Annotated in this window: 17 protein-coding genes and 1 pseudogene; 12 read left to right on the forward strand and 6 right to left on the reverse strand. The window is 57.7% G+C overall.

What is annotated here, in order from left to right:
• Positions 1 to 41: 41 nt before the first annotated feature.
• From AO388_RS08080 to AO388_RS08090, 3 genes are all read left to right on the forward strand, one after another.
• On the forward strand, positions 42 to 2,348 hold the full coding sequence (locus tag AO388_RS08080; protein WP_054081926.1) for a TonB-dependent receptor: 2,307 nt from the start codon (positions 42 to 44) through the stop codon (positions 2,346 to 2,348).
• A gap of 264 nt (positions 2,349 to 2,612) precedes the next feature.
• On the forward strand, positions 2,613 to 2,852 hold the full coding sequence (locus tag AO388_RS08085; RefSeq protein ID WP_003317071.1) for a hypothetical protein: 240 nt from the start codon (positions 2,613 to 2,615) through the stop codon (positions 2,850 to 2,852).
• A gap of 81 nt (positions 2,853 to 2,933) precedes the next feature.
• Positions 2,934 to 3,485: a hypothetical protein gene (locus AO388_RS08090; protein WP_058416279.1), complete on the forward strand. Its 552-nt coding sequence runs from the start codon at positions 2,934 to 2,936 to the stop codon at positions 3,483 to 3,485.
• Positions 3,486 to 3,528: 43 nt separating this feature from the next.
• Here AO388_RS08090 and AO388_RS08095 read toward each other — a convergent pair whose 3' ends face one another.
• The 3 genes from AO388_RS08095 to AO388_RS08105 all read right to left on the reverse strand — a co-directional run bounded on the left by AO388_RS08095 (position 3,529) and on the right by AO388_RS08105 (position 8,378).
• A complete protein-coding gene (locus AO388_RS08095; protein WP_054081925.1) occupies positions 3,529 to 4,164 on the reverse strand; it encodes a hypothetical protein in 636 nt (211 codons plus the stop codon).
• A gap of 442 nt (positions 4,165 to 4,606) precedes the next feature.
• Positions 4,607 to 7,525, reverse strand: a complete 2,919-nt coding sequence (locus tag AO388_RS08100) for a putative bifunctional diguanylate cyclase/phosphodiesterase (protein WP_003431789.1) — start codon at positions 7,523 to 7,525, stop codon at positions 4,607 to 4,609.
• 31 nt (positions 7,526 to 7,556) lie between these two features.
• Entirely contained in the window at positions 7,557 to 8,378 is an 822-nt protein-coding gene (locus tag AO388_RS08105; RefSeq protein ID WP_003431792.1) for a phosphate/phosphite/phosphonate ABC transporter substrate-binding protein, read from the reverse strand.
• A 314-nt stretch (positions 8,379 to 8,692) separates the two neighbouring features.
• On the opposite strand from AO388_RS08105, the pseudogene AO388_RS08110 reads away from it, so the two are divergent.
• Positions 8,693 to 9,473, forward strand: a pseudogene (locus tag AO388_RS08110) (serine hydrolase domain-containing protein).
• Positions 9,474 to 9,546: 73 nt separating this feature from the next.
• On the opposite strand, the gene AO388_RS08115 reads toward AO388_RS08110, so the two are convergent.
• Positions 9,547 to 10,677, reverse strand: coding sequence for an ROK family transcriptional regulator (locus AO388_RS08115; RefSeq protein ID WP_058397052.1), 1,131 nt, complete (start codon positions 10,675 to 10,677; stop codon positions 9,547 to 9,549).
• Positions 10,678 to 10,842: 165 nt separating this feature from the next.
• On the opposite strand from AO388_RS08115, the gene AO388_RS08120 reads away from it, so the two are divergent.
• The 7 genes from AO388_RS08120 to AO388_RS08150 are packed head-to-tail and all read left to right on the forward strand — an operon-like array spanning position 10,843 to position 17,662.
• Positions 10,843 to 12,159 carry an extracellular solute-binding protein gene (locus AO388_RS08120; RefSeq protein WP_058416280.1) on the forward strand — a complete coding sequence of 439 codons (1,317 nt, stop codon included), beginning with the start codon at positions 10,843 to 10,845 and terminating at the stop codon, positions 12,157 to 12,159.
• The gene (locus AO388_RS08125) at positions 12,156 to 13,049 is read left to right on the forward strand and encodes a carbohydrate ABC transporter permease (protein WP_058416281.1); all 894 of its coding nucleotides are present in this window, start codon (positions 12,156 to 12,158) and stop codon (positions 13,047 to 13,049) included. Before AO388_RS08120 ends, AO388_RS08125 begins: the two co-directional genes overlap by 4 nt.
• Positions 13,046 to 13,939: an ABC transporter permease subunit gene (locus tag AO388_RS08130; protein WP_058416282.1), complete on the forward strand. Its 894-nt coding sequence runs from the start codon at positions 13,046 to 13,048 to the stop codon at positions 13,937 to 13,939. The genes AO388_RS08125 and AO388_RS08130 overlap by 4 nt, the downstream gene beginning before the upstream one ends.
• Positions 13,936 to 15,042, forward strand: coding sequence for an ABC transporter ATP-binding protein (locus AO388_RS08135; RefSeq protein WP_058416283.1), 1,107 nt, complete (start codon positions 13,936 to 13,938; stop codon positions 15,040 to 15,042). Before AO388_RS08130 ends, AO388_RS08135 begins: the two co-directional genes overlap by 4 nt.
• A 6-nt stretch (positions 15,043 to 15,048) precedes the next feature.
• Positions 15,049 to 15,810 (forward strand): glycerophosphoryl diester phosphodiesterase, encoded by a 762-nt coding sequence (locus AO388_RS08140; protein ID WP_003368990.1) that lies wholly within the window; start codon positions 15,049 to 15,051, stop codon positions 15,808 to 15,810.
• Entirely contained in the window at positions 15,807 to 16,550 is a 744-nt protein-coding gene (locus tag AO388_RS08145; RefSeq protein ID WP_058416284.1) for an inositol monophosphatase family protein, read from the forward strand. The genes AO388_RS08140 and AO388_RS08145 overlap by 4 nt, the downstream gene beginning before the upstream one ends.
• Positions 16,550 to 17,662: an endo-1,4-beta-xylanase gene (locus AO388_RS08150; RefSeq protein ID WP_058416285.1), complete on the forward strand. Its 1,113-nt coding sequence runs from the start codon at positions 16,550 to 16,552 to the stop codon at positions 17,660 to 17,662. Before AO388_RS08145 ends, AO388_RS08150 begins: the two co-directional genes overlap by 1 nt.
• 129 nt (positions 17,663 to 17,791) lie before the next feature.
• Here AO388_RS08150 and AO388_RS08155 read toward each other — a convergent pair whose 3' ends face one another.
• A complete protein-coding gene (locus AO388_RS08155; RefSeq protein ID WP_002555458.1) occupies positions 17,792 to 18,355 on the reverse strand; it encodes a single-stranded DNA-binding protein in 564 nt (187 codons plus the stop codon).
• 9 nt (positions 18,356 to 18,364) lie between these two features.
• Positions 18,365 to 19,759, reverse strand: coding sequence for an MFS transporter (locus AO388_RS08160; RefSeq protein ID WP_003431811.1), 1,395 nt, complete (start codon positions 19,757 to 19,759; stop codon positions 18,365 to 18,367).
• 129 nt (positions 19,760 to 19,888) lie between these two features.
• On the opposite strand from AO388_RS08160, the gene uvrA reads away from it, so the two are divergent.
• Positions 19,889 to 22,723, forward strand: coding sequence for an excinuclease ABC subunit UvrA (gene uvrA, locus AO388_RS08165; RefSeq protein WP_003431812.1), 2,835 nt, complete (start codon positions 19,889 to 19,891; stop codon positions 22,721 to 22,723).
• Positions 22,724 to 22,780: the final 57 nt, after the last annotated feature.

Raw genomic sequence — 22,780 nt, forward strand, 5'->3', positions numbered from 1 at the left:
CCGCAAGCGCGGCGCCCTGACGCCCCCAGGAAAATCTTTCCATGAACAATCGATCGATACCGCGTGCCCCTCGATTCCCGGTAACGCGCCTAGCGCTGCTGGTTTCATTGAACTCACTGTGCCTGATCAGCCCGTTCATTCAGGCCGATGACGAGGTGCCCACCTCGGTAACGGCGCCCGCCAGCGACGACACCGCCGCCATGACGCTGGGCACGGTGTCAGTGATCGGTCAGGGCGAGACTCGCCAGGTGCAGCGCGTGACGCAAAAGGATGTGAAGGCTTACTCGGCAGGCACCAGCCCGATGAAGGTTCTGCAACGCCTGCCTGGGGTCAACTTTCAGTCTGGTGACCCGCTGGGCCGTGAGGAAGGCAGCCAGCGCATCAGCCTGCGCGGCTTCGATATGCACCACCTGGGCTACACGCTGGACGGCGTCACCCTCGGCAACATGAGCTTCGGCAACTTCAATGGCCTGAGCATCACCCGCGCGATCATCGCTGAAAACATCGCCTCCAGCGAAGTGGCACCCGGCATCGGCTCACTGGGCACGGCATCGAACAGCGATCTGGGCGGCACCATCCAGTTCACCAGTTCCAATCCCGATAAAGAGTTCGGCGCGCGCCTGTCGCAAACCCTGGGCAGCTACGACACCTCGCGCACTTTCATGCGGGTCGATACTGGCGAATACAACGGACTTTCAGCGTACGTGTCAGGCGAAAAGTACGATGCCGACGCCTGGAAAGGCCACAGCAACCCGCAAAAGTCCGACGCAGTAAACGCCAAGGTCAACTACAACTTCGGCGACAACCGGGTCAGTTTCTTCCACAGCACCTCGTCACATGACGAAGCCAACCTGCCGAACCTGTCGAAGAGCATCATCCAGCGTCTGGGCTACAACTGGAGCTACTACACGCCGGACTGGACCCGCGCGGTCAATGCGGCCAACGGCATTTATACCGGCGGGGTAACCAGCGCAAACGATGCGACCTACAACGCCAGCAGCCTGCGCGACGACGAACTGGACATCCTCAACGGCAATTTCTCGCTGACCGATGATCTGGTCCTGGACGCGACCGTCTATCACCACCATGACTCGGGGCGGGGCAACTCGTATTACCCGTTCGTCTACACCAGCGGCTCGACGACAGTGCCGAGCAATTCGATTCGCAGCACAAAATACGGCATCGATCGAACCGGCTTCCAGAGCTCGCTGACCTACTATCTCGGCCAGCATGAAATTCAGGGCGGGTTCTGGATTCAGTCCAACAAGAACGACATTTCGCGTTACCTGTTCGATACCACCAATGCGACGCCGCAGAACCACATCGTCAAAACCGATGGCCTGCCCCTGGCGGCCACCGTTCTGGATCAGAGTTACAACGACCTGACCCGGCAGTTCTACCTGCGCGACACCTACACCCTGCTCGATGACCGCCTCAAACTTGAGTTCGGCGCGAAAAATACTGTGACGACCTCAACAGCCGAAGGCAAAGGCGGCGGTTACGCCAGTGGCTCGCTGCAAGCGCGGGACAGGTTTCTGCCGCAAATAGGCGCAACCTACAAACTCGACGAGGACGACGAAGTCTTCACTTCTTACTCGGAAAACATGGCTGCGTTCCCGAGTGGCGGGTACAGCCCGTTCTTCACGACGCAGAGCGCCGTCGATGCGCAGAACGGCTTCAAGGACCTGAAGCCGGAAACCTCGAAAACCGTCGAATTGGGCGTGCGCCGCAGCACCAAACTGTATTCGGCCTCGGCGGCGATCTACAACACCAAATTCGATAACCGCCTGGTCGCCATCACCAACTGCACCGGCATCGTCATCTGCCAGAACGGCGTCGCCAACGTCGGTTCGGTCACCAGTCGAGGACTGGAACTGTCGTTCGGCCTGACGCCCAATGAAAACTGGCGCTGGTCCAACTCCATGTCCTACAACCACAGCACTTACGACGATGACTACGCCAGCGGCGGCAACACCGTTCATGTCAAAGGCAAGACCGTCGTCGATACACCGAAACTGATGTACTCGAGCAACCTGGACTGGACTTGGGAACACTGGAACGCCGGCTTGCAAGGCAGTTACATCAGCAAGCGCTATTACACCTACACCAATGACTCCAGTGTCAGCGGCTACTGGCTGGCAAACGCCAACCTCGGCTATGACTTCGGCAAACTCGGCGCCCTCAAGGACACCACGCTGTCGCTGAACATGGTCAACCTGTTCGACAAACGCTACATCTCCACCCTCAACACCGACGCCAGCGCAGCCACCGACCCGGCGGGCAACCTGCAGATCCTTCAAGTGGGCACACCGCGCAGCGCGTTTGTAACACTGGGCGTGAAGCTCTGATCGTTGCTGACTGAGGACGGGCGAAGGATCGCCCCATCCGCCACTTGCATTGAGTGACGCTGCGCGGTGTGCTCCTGGAGACAGGATCCTGCGGGAACGGGCCTGCTCCTGAAGACAGGCATCTGTGGGAGCGAGCTTGCTAGCGAAGGCAATCTGCCAGTCGCTGCATAATACGTGTCGGTTGCCAGCCCCACGGCGACGAACAGCGCACGGTGCTGCATACTCCCCCGCATCTATAGCGCCTGACTTCCATCTGGACACACCATGACACCCAACGCAGAACTCTATAACCCCTCCACCGAATATGCCGACAAACTGATCTCGCGCATCGGTCAAACCCCTTCGTGGATTGCCAAGCGCATCGGGGTGACCGACAAACGCATTCGCTACATCCTCGATGGGGAACGGACCGTCAAGGGCGAGACCACGCCGATTCAGATGACCTATACCGAGCAGTTTGCGCTGGAGTGCCTTGTGGCAGAGGCTATAGCGCTGAGGATGTAGGCCAGCAGGCTATCAAGCATTGCCCTTGAATCTGAGGTTCCTGATAATCACGCCCCCAAATAACTCAGACAAGGAAATGCAGTGAAAGGAAATCTACTGTTGGTTGCGGTGCTTGCACTGTTGATACAAGGCTGTGGCGTGACCATGACGCGTTACGAGCCCAGCTTCGATAACGTCCAGAAGCTCAAGCAAACGCCTCCCCTTTTACCGATCCGTCAGACTCAGGTCAGCGCTGCGGCAGGTCAGGATTCACTGCAAGTGCGCGGCAATCCTGTCACATCCCCTAGCGGCAGCATCACGCAACACATCCAGGATGCCCTGACGGGTGAACTGGACCGCGCAGATCTCATCGACCCGCAATCGCCACGCCAGCTAAATGTGCTGGTTACGCAGAATGAACTGACCGCTGGAATGGGTACAGGCACCGGCACAATCGCCGCGCACTTCACCCTGATCAACGGCGCGAAAGTTGAATATGACGCTACCAAGCAGGTCAGCAGCCAATGGAACAGCAGTTTTTTGGGGGCCGTCGCTATCCCCAATGCGGCAAACGCCTACAACCCGTTGGTGCGTGATTTGCTCAAGGCTTTATACAGCGACCCACTGTTTACCCAAGCGCTGAATCACAAATAAAAAAAGAGCCCAAATGGGCTCTTTTTTTCGGACGGTCAGTTCATTACGCCTGCGGAACAGTAACCTTCAGCATTGAGTACTTCAGACTCTGGCTCTCCACCAACTGCTTGAGCAGTGAATTGACCTGGCGCGTAAACGTATCGTTAACAGCCTTCTGCGGTGTATTGGCCATCATCGGCACAAACCAGATACCTATCCAGGTGTTGATTGCATCATGGTTACCGACTGTTCTAAGCACCTTACCCTGGGAATCCTGCGCCTCCAGGCTCATGCTGTACTGATCGGTGGCCATCGACGGAATAATAGTCAGAGTCAGACCACTGATAAACGCCATCACCAATTGGCCACCGCTTGGCGGATGGTTATACACCTTGAGGTGCAGGCTGTAGTCGCCTGGCTGTTTCTTGAACTCATCAAGGGTCACTCGGCCAAACAACCCAGAGTCAGTCAGCGCTTTTTGCAGTTGGGGCTTGAGTGCATCCCGAGCTTGCGGTACTTCTACTGCGCCGGTGGTTCCGGGTGTGCCCTGGTAGAAATCGAACGCAACGAACACGTTGGGTTTATTCGTGTAGCTGGCCATGGAAGGCATGGTGACTGGCGCTACTTCGTCCTTGGTAAAACTGGCGCAGCCGCTCAATACCAGCATTGCCGCAAGGCCCAGTGTCTTCAAGCGTTTCATTTACGATTTTCCTTAGTCAATAACAGAACGTCTGTCCGAATCCATTCAAGAATTGCGGCCTTACCACTGCCTCATACGACAGCGATAGAGGCCACTATTGTGCCATCAACTAAAACTTCGTCAATAATCTTAAGGCTGGCGCAGACCTCCAGGCGAATGATCTGAGAAACCCTTGGCCACAGCCGCAAAGGATTTCATGCTCTGGGTCGTCTCACGATACTTCGTTACCACCGTTCGCCAATGATTGAAATTGGAAGCGGGTTGACCCAACACTCAGCATGCTGTTGGACACGCTTTACGACGGAGGCTTCATTCGAATAGAGGATTCTCACGCGACCCACATCGTGCAGATCCCCCCTGAAGCTGTCGGCTAACAGCTAAAAGTGGGCGCTGCGTACAGCGGCGCGCCATGACCGCTCTCGCAGAGGCTATCACTACTACGCTACGCCACACCGCTTTCAGAAAACCCTATATCCAGACTGCGTGACGATTTGATCATCGCTGCACACTCATCACTGATGACAGGCTTACTGAAAAGATAACCCTGCATTTGATCGCAGCCATACGCCACGAGCAGCTCTAGCTGGTCGACTGTTTCAACGCCTTCTGCAATGACCTTAAGACCCAATTCGTGCGCCAGTACGATTACTGCCCTGGTGATCGCGGCGTCCTCATGATTGCTGGTGATATCCTTTATGAACGCCCTGTCGATTTTGAGGGCATCAAGAGGAAACCGCTTCAGGTAGGCCAAACTGGAATAGCCCGTTCCGAAATCATCGACGGAGAGGCTTATACCATACGATTTTATATCTCGAAGTATCTCAACCGCCGACTCGGGATCGATCATCAGCATCGACTCGGTCAGTTCGAACTCTAAAAGAGCGGGGTTGATACCGTATGCTTCAACGACGTGCTTGACGGTCTCAGCCAGGCCTTTGACTTGAAGCTGCCTGACGGACAGATTGATGGCGATCGGTACCAGCCTTATGTTGTTCTCTTCCCAGCTTTTTAGGGTTTCACAGACTTTCCGTATAACCCAAACGCCGACAGGAATGATCAGGCCAGTGTCCTCAAGAATAGGGATAAAATCGGCCGGAGAAATCATACCTTGCTCCGGGTGATTCCAGCGCAATAAAGCCTCCAGACCACTTATCCTGCCATCGGCGAGGCTGACCTTTGGCTGAAAATGCAGAATAAACTCATCGCGATCAAGCGCACCCCGCAATAGCGTTTCCGTTTGCAAGCGTCTGGTTAAACTTTCGTTCATTCTGGCGTTGTAAAACTTGAAATTGTTACGGCCACTTTTTTTCGCATGGTACATGGCGGTGTCCGCATTCTTCAAGATAACGCCAGTGTCACGCCCGTCAAACGGATAATTAGCGATGCCTACACTCGCTGAAACGAATATATCCTGACCGCCAAGGTTGAACGGTTTGCCCAGCGCATCAACAACGTGGGTCGCCAGCGATTTTATGAGGCTCTCGGAATAGACGTTGTGTGTGACGACAATCGAAAATTCATCGCCTCCCAGCCGCGCAACCACACTGTTCTCATCCATGCAGCCTTTCAAGCGTCGACCCGCCTGGATAAGCAATTGATCGCCTACTGAATGCCCCATGGTGTCATTGACGGCCTTGAACCTGTCCAAATCTATGAATATGACGCTTACTGCATCTGGCGCTGACGTTGTCCGACTAATTATCTCGCGCAGATAATTGCTGAGAAACCAGCGATTAGGCAGATGGGTAAGCGAATCATTTTCGGCCAGGTAGGTGAGCTTTCTCTTTGCGTCATACCTTTCAAGCGCGGCTGCCAAAAGGTTGGCAAGTGTTTGAAGGTAGCTGACATCTTCACGCGTAAAGGTGTAATCCCTGCTGGCATACACACCAAGAACGCCCTTGAAGACCTCCCTGCAAGAGATATCAACCTCCAGGCCACTTCTAATATTGCAAACGTCCACTGTTTCACCAGGAAGCAGCGCGTACCTGCTATCTGGCGCATCAGCATTAATGAAAAACCCGACAGAAGCAGCAGTCCCGCTCGAAAAATCATTGTGATAACCACTGCGGATCTCAACGTCGGTGAAGCCAACCTCCGCGCTGAGGATGACCTCATGATTCACTCGATCAATGACCCGTAAAGCGGCCTTGCTCAAGTTCAATCCTTGCGCCGCAGTCAGTGTTGCCCGTTCACCCAGAACACTGACGTTTTCCTCGGTCAACGCCTGCTGGCCAAACAAGGCGATAAGGTTTTGCCTTCTGGAGTTATCCAGAATCGCCACCTCAAACTCTTTTCGATCGGTGATATCGATATCGATGCAGATATATTTTTCAACGCCGCCCAGGTCATCGAGAATAGGTATGATAGTGCGTCGATGCCATGCAACCTTGCCGCTGCGACCTGAGAGCCTGACCTCACCGTTCCACACCTCATTTTCCGGTGCCCATTGCCACGGTTCAGTGGTTGAAGACATGCCGGTCCAGACCTCATCGATCGTCAACTCTAAAAGCTCGGCTCGCGAGTGCTGTGAGCTTGTTACGAATCGTTCGTTAACGTAGGTGATACGTCCGGAGGCCGACACTTCGCAAACGATGGACACCTCATCCAGGGCATTTTTATGCTGCACCAAGGTATTCATCAACGATTCGATACGCAGACCAAAGTGATTGCGCATACTTGCGGCAGTGCGGTTTACCGCTTTTATAGCCTCCTGTATTTCCATGGGAGCATCAGCGACCAACATCGCTTCTGCTGCCACTGCACCTGAAGCAATTTCCGCCTCATAAGAGTGAAGTTTGCCCAGGTGAGCAAGCGAACGCTTGATCATGAACCCCATCAACATCAAACTTATCAGCAGAAAAAATACCGCAAACAATGTAGCCTGGATCACAAGACTATAGAGTTCGGCAGCAATTCTCTCGGCATTAAAAGACAAACGCATCACGCCATAATCTTTTCCGCCAATAGTGATCGGGCGATTGACATCGAATAATCTTGCAGCGACTTCAGACTCTATCCACGCAGGCGCTCTTCCAACCGGCGCACTGGCTGCCTCAAGGCGAATCACGCCACCCGACAGGTCAATAAACATGGCCGACTTGAACGGCGAGCGAGCCAGGGTTTTTTCGAGGGTTCTTTTGATGGTGTCGTAATCGCCGATGACGACACTTTCCTCAACCGCTTGCGCCGCAACCTCAATGAGCATGTTAGCGGTGTCTTGTATCTCTTCAATATGCTGAAGCAGCTGGTTTTTATAAAACAGTCCCAGCCCTGTCGTCAAAAAAGTCAGTATCAGAATGGATAACATCGCCAGTATTCGCGACGTCAGTGATTTGGGCAGCAGGCTTTTAAAGAAATTCATTAACAGCCTCTCCAGCTAACGTTGAAATTATTTACTTAAGGTTTGCTGGCAAACTGTTATAAAAATCACGATAGGACGCATAATCCGCTTCCGTCGCAGGAATGAAGGTAATCGGTGCCGGTGCATGGACCAGCTCGGTCGCCTCACGAAGAACCCTGCTACCGTCGGGATCGTTTTGCATATTAAAAAATGCGTTGGCGACCGCATCACGTTCTTTTTTAGAAACCCGAGGGGATGCCATGAGGGCCAAATCATTGAACGAGGCTGAACTCCACAGTACGCGGAACGACTTCCCTTCTCTCTCCGTGTAGCCGCTTACCAGCTGTGAATTGGCTCCCATCGCTTGAGCCTTACCACTGAGGAGTTGGCTGAAAGCACCGTCCATGTTCCCTGCAAACACAGTAGACGTGTTGATCCCTTTCTTGACCAATTCCGAGCTTGTGACTTTATAAGCAATGAACGCTTCCGGTCCCGGGTACACGACTTCCTTGCCCTCCAGCTCCGAAAGGCTATGAATTGGCGAGTCGGCAGGCACCACGATTTGCCCCTCAAGCGCAGGCGCGTCACGGCGACCAAACACCTTCCAGCCCATCTTGTCGCGTTCCGGGCTAAACAGATGATTGGTAAAAGCGAAATCAACTTCTTGGGCGAGCACATAACTCGTTGTATCAGAGGACGTTCGCCCTAACTTCAGCGTAAGATTCACGCCGCTTTTTTCGGACACATACTTTATGATTGGATTCCAAAAGCTGGCTGAAAGATTAAGATTGTACTGATTGACGGGCGAAAAGTTGTACACTTTAAGCTCTTCAGAAATCGCCACATTCGACAAGGCAAACGACAGGGCGATCATTATAGCTTTGCAGCTCAGGCGTAACTTCACTTGTCAACTCCGACTGTACAATACGGCTTATTCAACGATGATTAGAGCCAACTTAATTTCAGCAATATCGTATAATCGGCCGAGTTTCTTGAATCTTAAGCACCGATTGCATGAATAAATGTTAATGGCCAGCCAACGCACCTGCCTGCCCCGCCAAATGCGGCTAATGGCCAAAAGCAGTCGTGCATCACAGCACAAACGGCTGACGTCCCCCCACCCGGCAAAGAAGAGTAATTGGGATATCTTGTCGGGCTGTCGATCCGCTCACCACTCCAGGGAAGCCAATGCTCATTTCACTCTTGTCCAATGGTCGGCCACAAACGCCAGACCGATTGGAACTGATAGCCCCATGGTGGAGCTTTACGAAAACGGTCCTGGCTACGACAGCCCTCTCGTTGGTACAGGATGGACTGACCGGGTTGGACGACCCTATCCCTGATCAACCTTTCACTTTGCGCCAGCTACTGCGGCATGAAGCAGGCCTGGCTGATTACGGAGAACTTGCGGAGTATCACACCGCCATTGCTAACGGTGAGCCCGCTTGGCCGGCAGATGAAATGATGCGACGTCTTGACGGTACTCGACTTCGATACAGCCCTGGAAACGGCTGGCGTTACTCGAATGTCGGCTACTTATTCATCGGCAGGCTCATTGAACGGCTGACCGATCTGACGCTTGATGATGCAGTGATTCAACGTGCTCTTGCCCCTCTGGGTATCTCGAACGTTCGCTTTGCTAAAGCGCGAGCCGACCTACAAACGATCCCTCTGGGAAGTACCTCGAATGATGACCCCGCCTGGGTTTACCACGGCTTGTTGATCGGTCCGATTTCGCAAGCAGCGTTATTTCTGGATCGATTTCTCTGCGCAGACATCCTGTGCGCGGGCTTGCTTGAGGAAATGCAGACCGCACGAACATTAGGCGGCCCGATTCCAGAAAGCCCATGGATCACGCCGTTCTATGGCATCGGCTTGCTGCGCTGCTTTTGAGGCGGACGCCACTGAAGGTGCCGTTGAAGCCATCGTCGTTGAGCAACTGATGCAAGCTCTAAGACAGAAGGGCTGAGAGCGTCAAAATGCTTTTGGCGTAGATGTCATCATGCGTTGAATGCCCGCTTCGACTCGATACTGACGACAGATCAAACAAAAAACCGCTCTTTCAACGGCACCAACGCCGCCCCCAGAGCCGCCGCATCGCCATTCGTCTCGCTCAGCAATAACTGCGGCCGAGGCGGTGGGGAGTTGTAGCGATGGGTGCCCCAGAAAGTCGTCGCGGCGATCAGGCGTTTTCCCAATTCGGGCGGTAATTGCCCGCCAAACACCACGGCCTGCGGATCGAACAACCCGGCCAGTGCGTTGACCAGACGATCCAGGGTGGGCTTGACGCGTGTCAGCCAGGTATCCACACCGGGCCAGTCGAGGTCGAAGCGCAAGCGCAGGTCTTCGATCGAGTCGACCTGCACGCCGCTCTGATGCAGGTCTTCGAGCAAGTAACGCAAAGCCGGACGGTTTATCGACTCTTCGTCGTTGTAAAGGGTGATCTCGCCTGCGTTGCCGTGGCTGCCGAAGTACGGCTTGCCGTTAATCACGACGCCCGCGCCGAAACCGAAGTTGAACGACAGGTAGACGAAGTTGCTGGCCCAGGCGCCCACGCCGACCAGGCTTTCGCCGATGGCTGCGGTGGTGGCGTTGTTTTCCAGCCAGACCGGCATGCCGAATCGTTCTTCCAGCACCGGTTGCAGGTCCATCAATGACCAGTCGCGCAGCGGTTCAGGCGCATTGATCTGGCGGTTCTCGAGAAAAAAGCCGGCAATCGCGAAGCCCATGCCGACGACCCGTTGCACTTCGATGCCGTTGCGCTGAAGCATGCGTTCGATGGTCTTTTCCAGCGAATCCAGGGTGCTGTTGCGGCTTAACGGCGGCGTGCGCAGGGTGACCTGTTCCAGCACATTGCAGCCCAAATCGGCGACGCAGACCACTGCCGAGTCGGTGTTGATCGATACGCCGATGGCATACACCGCTTCGTTGATCAGTTCGATACGCGGGCTGGGTTGGCCGCGACCGTTTTTGACGCGCTCGCCGCTGCGCAGCAGACCACGGCTGATCAGTTCTTCGATAAGCCGGTGCACCGACTGTTGAGCCAGGTCCATCTCGGTCGAAACCGTGGCACGGGTGATCGCGCCTCGACGACGAAGGATGTCCAGCAGCTTGCGTTCATTGAGGCTCAACGGTTGATGCGAATCAAGTGGCGTGTCGAGGTCGAGAGGCATGGAATCTTCAAATCATAGGAGGATTAAAACAGTCGGCGCGTGAAGCAGTGTATCGCCCACCATCCATTGCACACTTCAATCATGAAAATTTAATAAAAGTCGCGCAGGTCACAAATACTACACATAACCTGTATTAAATGGCATTGAGTTCTTGTGAGTGTTCTCATGCCTTCCATCCGTAAGCTATTTTCCACGCTGGCCCTGCTGTCGCTCGCTGCACACACCTTCGCCGCACCGGCCGAGTTCTGGTACAGCCACAGTGGCGCGGCCGGGAGTGCCATCGCGGACTTGTGCAGAAGCTTCAATGCGCAACGCGAGGAAGAGGATCGTCTGCACTGCATTCACCAGGGCAGCTATGAGCAGACGCTGCAGAAAACCGTCGCCGCTTACCGGGCGGGAATAGGCCCGGCACTGGTGGAGATTTACGACGTCGCCACGCCTGACATGCTCTTGGGCGGTGCCACCCGACCTGTCGAGGCGATCATGGCCGATCATCACAGGGCCTATCCCGACGACACCTTTCTGCCAGCCTTGCGGCGCTACTACGCCGACGATCACGGCACGCTCGCGGCGCAGCCTTTTGCGGCGTCCACAGCCGTGCTCTACACGCACAGAAATGCGCTGGCCGCTGCCGGGATCAGTGCGCCGCCCGCCACGTGGGAAGCTTTTGCGGATGCCTTGCGAGCCCTTAAGAAAAGCGGCCAGAAATGCCCGGTCGTCAGCGCGTTTGCGCCCTGGATCTGGCTGGAGCAGACCAGCGCAGCGCAAGGCACCGCCGTTGCTGTTCGCTCCGCAGGCAGTGACCGTTATCAATTCGACGAAGGCTCCCATCTGCGTCTCATGAAAGACCTCGCGCAATGGGCCCGTGAAGGTCTGGTGGTCCATGAGGATGCAACCCGCAGCGGACAGCAGGCACTGGCGTTTGCCACCGACGACTGCGCCATGCTGATCGACTCCACCGGGGCGTGGAATGTTGTGCACAGCACGCCCGAATCCGATATTCAGGTCACGGCACTGCCGATTTACGCGGGTACCCAGCGACGCGCCAATGTCCCCGGAGGCTCCTCGCTGTGGGTGATGCGCGGGCATTCCGTGAGGGATTACCGACTGGTCTCGGAATTTCTGGCATTCGTGCTGCAACCGGACAATCAGTTGATGTTCAGCGCACGGACGGGCTACCTGCCTGTCACTCAGGCTGCCGCCGCACGCTTGCAATCCGCAGCCAGCGAGCCATCGGCAATGACGGTCGGACTGGCAGCGCTGACCGATATCGACGGTCAGCCCTCCGCGCCTTTGCGCTGCGGTTTTATCACGCTGATGCGCCTGATCTGGTCGCAGGAAATGGAGAACGCGCTCGCGGGTCGCCAGAGCATCGATCTGGCCCTGCGCCAGACGACGCTGCGGGCCAACCAGCTGCTGGGGCTGTTTCAACAGATGCATCAGGCCCAGGCCAGCAACGACTCAAACGAGGCAACGCCATGAAACCGCGTGCGCATTTCCCACAGCCACGTCTGGCGTTACTGTTCGCCCTGCCGCAACTGCTGGCGCTCGGCCTGTTCTTCTATTGGCCTGCGATCCAGGCCATCTGGTGGTCGTTTCATCTGGTGCCACCCTTCGGCGGCAATGAAATCTTTGTTGGTCTGAGCAATTACTGGCGTGTGCTGAAAGACCCCGGCGTGCTGGCGTCGCTGGGCTCGACGCTGGTGTTCAGCTTATCGAGCGTCGTGCTTTCGATCCTCATCGCGCTGGTGCTTGCCCTGTGCCTGGAACTGAAACTGCGCGGCAACGCCGTGTTTCGCAACCTGCTGATCTGGCCCTACGCGGTATCGGGCGCAACCATCGGTATCGTCTTTCATGTGCTGGCCAATCCGGTGATGGGTATTTTCGCCTGGCTCAACGCGATTGCACCCGGCACCTGGGCGCCCTACTCCAGCCCGATACAGAGCATGCTGTTGCTGATCGTGGCGTATGCCTGGTGCCTGGTGCCGTTCAACTTCGTGATGCTGGTCGCCAGTCTGAAATCGGTGCCCGACGACTACCTCGCCGCTGCAGCACTGGATGGCGCAGGTCCGTTGCGGCGCATGCTCGACATACAACTGCCCCTGATCGCGCCCTATCTGTTGTTCGTGTTTGTCATCGACCTGCTGGAAAGCCTGTCGAACAGTTTCGGCCTGGTCGACACCCTCACCCAAGGCGGACCTGGCGACACCACCAATGTGCTGGCCTACAAGATTTACACCGACGGGTTCATGGGGTTGGACCTGGCAGGCTCATCGACCCTGTCAGTGCTCATGCTGCTCGCGGTGGTGGCGCTGAGCGTCGCTCAATTCAAACTCCTGTCGCGCTTCCAGCGCCGCGGGGTGAAAGCATGATCGAGCATAACCGGCTGTTCAACGCAGGTGCTTACCTGCTGCTGACTCTGGGGCTGGTGTTCGCGCTGGGCCCGCTGTACATCGCGGTCTGCTCGGCGACCGTCAGCAACCCACAACTGTTCGCCCACGGTCTGGCGGTGATTCCCGGCGACCAACTGCTGGAGAATCTGCAGCAGGTCACCCGGCGTCTCGATCTGCTGCGCCTGCTGGGCAACAGCCTGCTGGTCGCCACACTGGTGGTGATCGGCAAGCTGACGCTCTCGGCGCTGACAGCCTTTGCCGTGGTGTACTTCCGCAGCCGCTACAGTTCGGTGATTTTCTTCGCCGTGCTGGGGGCGCTATTGCTGCCGCTGGAAGTACGGATCATCCCCACGTATGCAGTGGCCAGCGATCTGTTCGGCCCCGTGCGCAGCCTGTTGCACTGGCTGGGCATTCAGTGGCTGCCGCTGCCGACCATCAATTTGCTCGACAGCTACCCCGGCCTCGCCCTGCCGCTGATTGCCTCGGCGACCGGCACCTTCCTGTTCCGACAGTTCTACCAGACGCTGCCTGCTGAGCTGGTCGAAGCCGCACGGATGGACGGTGCCGGGCCCTGGCGCTTCTTCATCGACATCCTGCTGCCATTGTCGAAGACCAACTTTGCAGCGCTCGGCACGCTGGTGTTCATCGGCGCCTGGAAGGATTACCTGTGGCCGCTGGTCGCAACCAATCGTGAGGACATGCGCACGCTGGTGCTGGGCGTCGCCAGTTTCCTGCCGACCGATGCAACTCAGGTCCCCGAGTGGAACCTGCTGATGGCCGCTGCTGTGGTCAGCATGCTGCCGCCCATCCTCGTCATTGCGCTCATGCAGCGATGGTTTGTCAAAGGCCTGATTGGAGTCGGTAAATGAACGCGCTCACCCCTATTACCTGCGCGCCGGATATTGTCCTCAAAGGCCTGCACAAAACCTATGGCACAGACCACATCCTTCACGGGCTCGACCTGGTTTTCAAGGCGGGCGAGCTCAACGTGATCCTTGGCCCGTCCGGGTGTGGCAAGTCCACGCTGCTGCGCATGGTGGCAGGGCTGGAAGAGGTCAGCCAAGGGCAGATTCTCATGGGCGGCCGCGATGTTACGCGCCTGCCGCCCAAGGAACGCGGCTGCGCCATGGTGTTTCAGAACTACGCGCTCTACCCGCACATGAGCGTGGCCGACAACATCGGCTACGCGCTCAAGCTGGCGCGGGTTACACGCAAGGAACGCGAGCAGCGCATCCGCGAGTGCGCCGCCTCACTGGGCCTGGAGGAACTGCTGCAACGCAAGCCTGGAGAACTTTCCGGCGGCCAGCGCCAGCGCGTCGCCATCGGTCGGGCGTTGATCCGCAAACCGCCGGTGCTGCTGTTCGATGAGCCGCTGTGCAATCTGGACAGCGCGCTGCGTCATGAAATGCGTCTGTTGATTCGCAGCCTGCACCGGCAGACCGGCGCGACGATCCTGTATGTCACCCACGATCAGACCGAAGCCATGACCCTCGCCGAGCGCGTGGTGATTCTCGACAAGGGCCGTGTCGAGCAGATCGGCACGCCCGCCGAGATCTACGATCAACCCGCCAGCACATTCGTTGCCAGCTTCATCGGCACGCCGCCCATGAACCTGCTGCCGGTGCATTGCCTCGACGACAGGATTTTGCTCCTCGCCGATGGGCAGCGTTTGCCCATCAAGCTCGGTATTGCCAGCAACCGGACCGGCAAATGGCTGATGGGCCTGCGCCCCGAGACCTTCATGCTCGACCAGGAAGGCGTCACTGCCACAGTCGAGTCCTCGGAGAATCTGGGTAGCCACACGCTGCTGTATTGCCAACTGGCTGGAACGCGCTGCGTTGTCAGCCTCGCCGGACGGCAACATCAGATACCCGGCACCCAGGTTCGACTCGCGATCAATTCCACACCCTTGCTGTTCGATATCGAGACCGGCCAGCGCCAGCTCGTGACCTTCTCCCACACCGACAAGTGACCCGCCATGCTCAAACCTGCTCCCCTCGTCCGCTCGTCCCTGATTGCCCATCGCGGTGCCAAGGCTTACGTGCCGGAAAACACTCTGCTGGCCCTGGAAAAAGCTGCCGAATGCGGCGCCGAGTGGGTCGAGATCGACGTGAAGCTGACCCGTGATGGCCAGCCGGTCGTGATTCATGACGACTTGCTGGACCGCACCACCAACGGCCGTGGCGCCGTCGTGCTGCATGAGCTGCAAGCTATCCGCATGCTGGACGCGGGCAGTTGGTTCGCGCCTGAATTCGCCGGCCTGCAGGTGCCGACCTTCGAAGAGATCGTGGCCTGTGCGCTGCGCCTCAACCTGGGCTTGCAGGTCGAACTCAAGCCGACCATTGGCGACGATGTCGAGACGGCGGAAGTGGTGATGCCGATCCTCAAAAATCTGTGGCCCGCCGACAACGATCGGTTGTTCGTCTCCAGCTTTTCGGTGCGCTCACTAACGGCCGCGCGACGCTTGTGGAACGATGTACCGCTGGCTATCGCCTCCGTGGTGGCGCCTGCCGACCCGGTCGCGCTGTTGGCCGAATATGACTGCCGAATACTTCACGTACTTGACGATATGCTCGATGACCATCACCTTGTTCGCCTGAAAAGCAGCGGCGTCGAATTCGCCGTGGCTACCATCAACAGCCCGAAACGTGCGCACTACCTGCTGGAACATGGCGCACAGTCGATTCTCAGTGATTACCCGGACCTGTTGAACCTGCCGAACGGAGGCTGTCTGCAATGAACAACCGACTCAGCGTCGCCATGCAAGCTGTAGAAAAGGCCACTGGCCTGGCCATGGCGTATTTTAACGACCGCCACACCCTCGACATCACCACCAAAAGCGCGCAAGACCTCGTCTCCCGCGCCGACTTTGAAGTGGAACAACTGCTGCGAGCAGAACTGAGCAAACACTTCCCCGACGATACAATCCTGGGCGAAGAAATGGGCGGCGAATTCATCACCGACGGCTGGGTCATCGACCCCATTGACGGCACCGGCAACTACCTGCGCGGCACCCCATTGTGGGGGATCGCGGTGGCGTACATGTCGGCAGGCAAGCCCGAAATCGGCGTCGTCGCCTACCCGGCACTGGGCTACACCCTGGCAGCCCGCACGGGTGATGGCTTGCTGCGCAACGGCGTCCCTTTTGTCCGCCCTCAACCACCCGAGCACCTGCGCATCGCCGGCGTCGGCGAAAACACCCGCTGGGACGCCGAAGAGATGGGCAAACTGCACCTGAGCCTGCGCCGACAGGGCTGGGGCCTTGCTGGTTATCGCTGCGCTACCATCGGCCTGGCGTTCGCTGCCTTGGGGCAGACAGACGGCTACATGGAGAAATTCACCAGCCTGTGGGACATCGCAGCGGGCGCCGTTATCTGCCGGGAGGCCGGATTGTTGTGCACGATTGAAGGCGAGCAGAAACAAGGCTCAATGACGGTGATGGTAGGCCGTGAGGAGTTGATGGGAATTTTTGGTGCGTAATGCGCCGGGCTAGTCGACGCAGTTTTCTGACTGCGTTTGTCCGCCTGCTGGCATGCCTGCCCTTCGTCAACAGCAGGCTGCTGGCGGCAGAACCCTTTCCCGCATTGCGCCAGCCTGCCGCCGAGAAAGGTATCCGGTTCGGCTTTGCGATTGATCCGGCAAAGCTGAATGACGATGCGGCCTATCGGCAGCTGGTCGCCCGTCAGGCCAGCATCGTTGTGCCAGAAAATGCTTTGAAGTGGCAGACCGTCCACCCCGAACCAGAGCGTTACAACTTCGCGCCCACCGACGCAATCGCGGCGTTTGCGAAAGCGCATGACCAGCGTATGCGCGGGCACACCTTCTGCTGGCATCGCTCTTTACCCGACTGGGTTCACCACACCGTCACCCCGATGAACGCCGAAGCAGTGCTGACGGCGCACATCAGTACCGTCGCCAGCCATTATCGCGGCCTCATCAGCGCATGGGACGTCGTCAACGAAGCCATCCAGCTGGAGGACGGCCAGCCTGAGGGGCTGCGCAATTCATTCTGGTATCAGATGCTCGGGCCTCGCTATCTGGACATAGCCTTCAAGGCTGCGCACAAGGCCGACCCGGACGCCCTGCTCTGCTACAACGATTACGGCCTGGAAAAGGATACCCATTACGGCGAAAGCAAACGCACTGCCGTGCTCGCCCTGCTGCGCGGGCTCAAGCAGCGGGGCATTCCCATACACGGCCTTGGCATTCAGTCCCACCTGCGTACAGGCGACACATTTGGTCCGGGCCTGTCTCGCTTTATTCTGGCAGTGCGTGATATGGGGTTGTCGATCCACATCACGGAACTCGACGTCGACGACAGCCACTTGACGGGGTCCATCGCAGATCGTGATGGATCAGTTGCAGCGACTTATAAGCGTTATCTCGACGTGGTGCTTGCCACGCGCTCGGTATCTACCGTTATTACGTGGGGTGTTTGGGACAGCCCGCATGTTGCAGGCGCCACGGCCAGCAACGGGCCGTTGGCACAACGGGCATTGGCGTTTGGCCCAGGAGGTGAGGTGAAGCCAGCGAGCTGGGTGATCGCGCATGGTTTCGAAAACGCACAAACACAGAAGGGTGCGCGGTTTTAGGCGCATAGCAGCCTTCATGGCAGCAGTAGCGCCAGAGCGGTTCAGCGCTTTCTGACGCCTGAAAACGACGAAGCCCCCGATAAAAGGGGGCTCCGGCTCTGGACCTGAACAGCAGGTTCCGGCTACATCCTAAAACGGAATATCATCATCGAAGCTGTCGAAGTCAGCAGCTGGCTGCGGCGCTTGTTGTTGTGGCGCTGGGCGCGAGTCGCGTTGTGGCGGCTGCTGGTTGTAGTTCTGCTGAGGTGCGGACTGCTGCGGCGCCGATTGTTGTGGGCGCGACTGCTGTGGACGAGGTGCGGACTGGTTGTAGTTGCCGCCGCCCTGACCTTGTTGGGAGTCGCCCTGAGGACGGCCGCCCAGCAGTTGCATGGTGCCCTGCATGTCGACGACGATTTCAGTGGTGTAGCGCTTGATGCCGTCTTTTTCCCACTCGCGGGTCTGCAGCTTGCCTTCGATGTACACCTGCGAACCCTTGCGCAGGTATTCGCCAGCGATTTCGGCGACTTTGCCGAACATCGATACACGGTGCCATTCGGTCTTTTCGACTTTCTGACCGGACTGCTTGTCAGTCCACTGTTCGCTGGTTGCCAGACTCAGGTTGGTCACGGCGTTACCGTTAGGCAAGTAGCGAACTTCGGGATCCTGGCCGCATGTACCGACCAATATGACTTTGTTAACCCCACGGGCCATAACGTTCTCCTAGGCTTCGCACGCTTCTGACGCTGGATTGACCAGCTTTTCGAGAGAGGTACGATCCAATAATTTTGTGTCGAGTTTTATGTAGATGGCTGCCTCTTCCGCAACCACCACTGCATCTGTCACGCCTGCTACGGACATCAAGCGCTCTGCCAGGCCTGCTTCACGCTGCGCCTGCGGCGACAACGGCAGACGTAGGCTGGTCACGTAAGGCGGTTCTCGCATGGTCACTGCGAAGGCGAGCCAGACGGCGGCCATGGCTGCACCACCCAGGAACACCGCATCGAGACCACCGTGCTGGAACAACCAGCCGCCCAGTATCCCACCTGCGGCCGATCCAAGAAACTGGCTGGTGGAATAAACTCCCATTGCCGTGCCTTTTCCGCCGGCCGGTGAAACCTTGCTGATCAACGACGGCAATGACGCTTCCAGCAGGTTGAACGCAGTGAAGAATACCACTGTCCCGATGACCAGTGCCCGCAACGTGTCCCCGTAGGCCCAGAAGAATAGCTCAGCCAGCATCAAAACTGTGACGGCGCCCAGCAGAACGCGCTTCATTTGACGTTTCTTCTCGCCATAGATGATGAACGGGATCATCGCGAAGAAGGAAACCAACAAAGCGGTCAGGTAGACCCACCAGTGTTGTTCCTTGGGCAAACCGGCTTTTTCGACCAGCGCCAGCGGCAAGGCCACGAAGCTGGACATGAGCATCGCATGCAACACGAAGATACCCAAATCCAGGCGCAGCAGGTCCGGATGACGCAACGTCGCCCCCAGCGCCTGTTTGGCGACGCCGGACTCGCGGTGCATTAATGGCCCGCTGGCCTTGGGCACCACGTAGGCGACGATGAGAACACCTATCAAGGCCATGCCGCCAGTGGCCAGGAACAACCCGGAAAGACCGAACATGCCGGTGATGACCGGGCCGACGACCATGGCGATGGCGAACGACAGGCCGATGGTCATGCCGATCATGGCCATGGCCTTGGTGCGGTGCTGTTCGCGGGTCAGGTCGGAGAGCAGCGCCATGACCGCCGCGGAAATAGCGCCCGCCCCCTGCAGGATACGTCCGGCAATGATTCCCCAGATCGAATCCGCGTTCGCCGCCACCACGCTGCCGATCGCAAAGATGATCAGGCCGAAATAAATGACCGGTCGCCGGCCGATACGGTCGGAAATGATCCCGAACGGTATCTGCAACACCGCCTGGGTCAGGCCGTAGGCGCCAATCGCCAGACCGATCAGTGCAGGGCTCGCGCCTGCCAGGTCCATGCCGTAGGTTGCCAGAACCGGCAAAACCATGAACATGCCAAGCATGCGGAACGCGAACACCAGGGCCAGACCGCCTGCTGCGCGGGTCTCGCCGCTACTCATACGCTCGCTGTGGGTATCGTGCATGGAATAACCTCGTGTGAACCGGCGGCGATTCTACCAGTCCCATCGTTGTACAGCACATACGCGACGCTTTGCCGCGTAATGGCTCGGAGCCTTATACTCCGTCGTTTATGCCCGCCAAGCGAGGCCGCAGTGGACAAGATCCTGATACGTGGGGCACGAACCCACAACCTGAAAAATATTGACCTGACACTTCCCCGCGACAAACTGATCGTTATCACCGGGCTCTCCGGCTCAGGCAAGTCTTCGCTGGCTTTCGATACGCTGTACGCCGAAGGGCAACGCCGCTATGTCGAATCGCTGTCGGCCTATGCCCGCCAGTTTCTGTCGATGATGGAAAAACCGGACGTCGACACGATCGAAGGTCTGTCGCCGGCGATTTCCATCGAGCAGAAGTCTACATCGCACAACCCGCGCTCGACCGTGGGTACGATCACCGAAATCTACGACTACCTGCGTCTTTTGTATGCGCGCGTCGGCCAGCCTCGCTGCCCCGACCACGATATCCCGCTCGAAGCCCAGACGGTCAGCCAGATGGTCGACCTGGTGCTGACCCAGCCGGAAGGCAGCAAATTGATGCTGCTTGCGCCGGTTATCCGCGAACGCAAGGGTGAGCATCTTTCGGTTTTTGAAGAGCTGCGCGCGCAGGGCTTTGTCCGGGCGCGAGTCAACGGCAAGCTGTGCGAGCTGGATGAGCTGCCGAAGCTGGACAAGCAAAAGAAGCACTCGATCGACGTGGTCGTTGACCGTTTCAAGGTCCGCGCCGACCTGCAGCAGCGTCTGGCCGAGTCCTTTGAAACAGCCCTGAAGCTGGCCGACGGTATCGCCCTGGTTGCGCCAATGGACGACGAGCCGGGCGAGGAAGTGATCTTCTCCGCCCGCTTCGCCTGCCCTATCTGTGGCCATGCGATCAGCGAACTGGAACCGAAGCTGTTCTCTTTCAACAACCCGGCTGGCGCCTGCCCGACCTGTGACGGCCTGGGCGTGAAGCAGTTCTTCGATATCAAGCGGCTGGTGAATGCCGAACTGACACTTGCCGAAGGCGCGATACGAGGCTGGGACAGGCGTAACGTCTATTACTTCCAGATGCTCGGCTCGCTCTCCAAACACTATGGCTTCAGCCTGGAAATGCCCTTCAAGCAGATCCCGGCCGACATGCAGAAGATTCTGCTCAACGGCAGCGGCTCGCAGAGTGTCGATTTCCGCTACCTGAATGACCGTGGCGATATCGTCAAGCGTGCGCACCCGTTCGAAGGCATCGTGCCGAATCTGGAACGTCGCTATCGGGAAACCGAATCGGCCACAGTCCGCGAAGAGCTCGCCAAGTTCTTGGGCACGCAGCCCTGCCCTGACTGCCGAGGCACTCGTCTGCGTCGTGAAGCGCGCCACGTGTGGGTGGGTGAAAAGACTCTGCCTGCAGTCACCAATCTGCCGATTGGCGACGCGACGCATTACTTCGAAACCCTCAAGCTGACCGGACGGCGTGGCGAGATCGCCGACAAGATTCTCAAGGAAATTCGTGAGCGTCTGCAGTTTCTGGTCAACGTGGGCCTGGACTATCTGACCCTGGATCGTAGCGCGGACACCCTGTCCGGCGGCGAAGCACAGCGTATTCGTTTGGCCAGCCAGATCGGCGCGGGCCTGGTCGGGGTGATGTACATCCTCGATGAGCCGTCCATCGGTCTGCACCAGCGCGACAACGATCGTTTGCTGGGCACGCTCAAGCATCTGCGCGACATCGGTAATACGGTGATTGTGGTCGAGCACGATGAAGATGCGATTCGCCTGGCCGACTACGTGGTCGACATCGGCCCGGGGGCCGGCGTGCATGGTGGTCATATCGTTGCCGAAGGTACGCCGGACGAAGTGATGTCGCATCCCGACTCGCTGACCGGCAAATACCTCTCGGGCCGCGTGAAGATTGCCGTTCCTGCCAAGCGCACCCCGCGTAACAAAAAGCTCTCGCTAACCCTCAAGGGCGCGCGTGGCAACAACCTGCAAAACGTCAATCTCGAAATCCCTATCGGTCTGTTGACCTGCGTGACGGGGGTTTCCGGATCGGGCAAGTCGACGCTGATCAACAACACGCTATTCCCGCTTAGTGCTACAGCACTGAACGGCGCCACCACGCTGGAAGCGGCTACGCACGACAGCATCAATGGTCTGCAGCATCTGGACAAAGTGGTGGACATCGACCAGAGCCCTATCGGTCGTACGCCGCGTTCCAACCCGGCGACCTACACCGGGCTGTTCACGCCGATTCGCGAACTGTTCGCCGGGGTTCCGGAATCACGCTCGCGGGGCTACGGTCCGGGGCGGTTCTCGTTCAACGTCAAGGGCGGCCGCTGCGAGGCGTGCCAGGGCGACGGACTGATCAAGGTCGAGATGCACTTTTTGCCGGACATCTACGTGCCCTGCGATGTGTGCAAGAGCAAGCGTTACAACCGTGAAACGCTTGAGATCAAGTACAAGGGCAAGAACGTCCATGAAGTGCTGGAGATGACCATCGAGGAAGCGCGTGAGTTCTTCGATGCCGTTCCTGCACTGGCGCGCAAGCTGCAAACCCTGATGGATGTCGGACTTTCCTATATCAAGCTGGGGCAATCGGCGACGACCTTGTCAGGCGGTGAGGCGCAACGGGTCAAGCTGTCACGTGAGCTGTCCAAGCGCGACACCGGCAAGACGCTGTACATCCTCGACGAGCCGACCACAGGCCTGCACTTCGCGGATATTCAGCAGTTGCTGGATGTATTGCATCGCTTGCGCGACCACGGCAATACCGTGGTGGTGATCGAACACAACCTGGACGTGATCAAGACGGCCGACTGGCTGGTGGATCTGGGTCCGGAAGGCGGTTCGAGAGGTGGGCAGATCATTGCAACGGGCACACCTGAACAGGTCGCCGAGATGGAACAGTCCTACACTGGTCACTACCTGAAACCTCTGTTGATCAGAGACAAGGCCTGACGCTAGTGATGAAAAACGGGGTCGGCGTCAGTCGAACCCGGATACAAAAAAGCTCCT

It is taken from the genome of Pseudomonas sp. ICMP 10191, assembly GCF_001467335.1.
Classification (GTDB): Bacteria; Pseudomonadota; Gammaproteobacteria; order Pseudomonadales; family Pseudomonadaceae; genus Aquipseudomonas; species Aquipseudomonas cerasi.

Bases quoted from the DNA above. Each gene is read 5' to 3' on its own strand.
- AO388_RS08085 (WP_003317071.1), top strand. From the start codon at position 2,613: ATGACACCCAACGCAGAACTCTATAACCCCTCCACCGAATATGCCGAC.
- AO388_RS08130 (WP_058416282.1), top strand. From the start codon at position 13,046: ATGATCGAGCATAACCGGCTGTTCAACGCAGGTGCTTACCTGCTGCTG.
- AO388_RS08155 (WP_002555458.1), bottom strand. From the start codon at position 18,355: ATGGCCCGTGGGGTTAACAAAGTCATATTGGTCGGTACATGCGGCCAG.
- AO388_RS08095 (WP_054081925.1), bottom strand. From the start codon at position 4,164: ATGAAACGCTTGAAGACACTGGGCCTTGCGGCAATGCTGGTATTGAGC.
- AO388_RS08120 (WP_058416280.1), top strand. From the start codon at position 10,843: ATGCCTTCCATCCGTAAGCTATTTTCCACGCTGGCCCTGCTGTCGCTC.
- AO388_RS08105 (WP_003431792.1), bottom strand. From the start codon at position 8,378: ATGATCGCCCTGTCGTTTGCCTTGTCGAATGTGGCGATTTCTGAAGAG.
- AO388_RS08135 (WP_058416283.1), top strand. From the start codon at position 13,936: ATGAACGCGCTCACCCCTATTACCTGCGCGCCGGATATTGTCCTCAAA.
- AO388_RS08100 (WP_003431789.1), bottom strand. From the start codon at position 7,525: ATGAATTTCTTTAAAAGCCTGCTGCCCAAATCACTGACGTCGCGAATA.
- AO388_RS08160 (WP_003431811.1), bottom strand. From the start codon at position 19,759: ATGCACGATACCCACAGCGAGCGTATGAGTAGCGGCGAGACCCGCGCA.
- AO388_RS08140 (WP_003368990.1), top strand. From the start codon at position 15,049: ATGCTCAAACCTGCTCCCCTCGTCCGCTCGTCCCTGATTGCCCATCGC.
- AO388_RS08125 (WP_058416281.1), top strand. From the start codon at position 12,156: ATGAAACCGCGTGCGCATTTCCCACAGCCACGTCTGGCGTTACTGTTC.
- AO388_RS08145 (WP_058416284.1), top strand. From the start codon at position 15,807: ATGAACAACCGACTCAGCGTCGCCATGCAAGCTGTAGAAAAGGCCACT.
- AO388_RS08080 (WP_054081926.1), top strand. From the start codon at position 42: ATGAACAATCGATCGATACCGCGTGCCCCTCGATTCCCGGTAACGCGC.
- AO388_RS08150 (WP_058416285.1), top strand. From the start codon at position 16,550: ATGCGCCGGGCTAGTCGACGCAGTTTTCTGACTGCGTTTGTCCGCCTG.
- AO388_RS08115 (WP_058397052.1), bottom strand. From the start codon at position 10,677: ATGCCTCTCGACCTCGACACGCCACTTGATTCGCATCAACCGTTGAGC.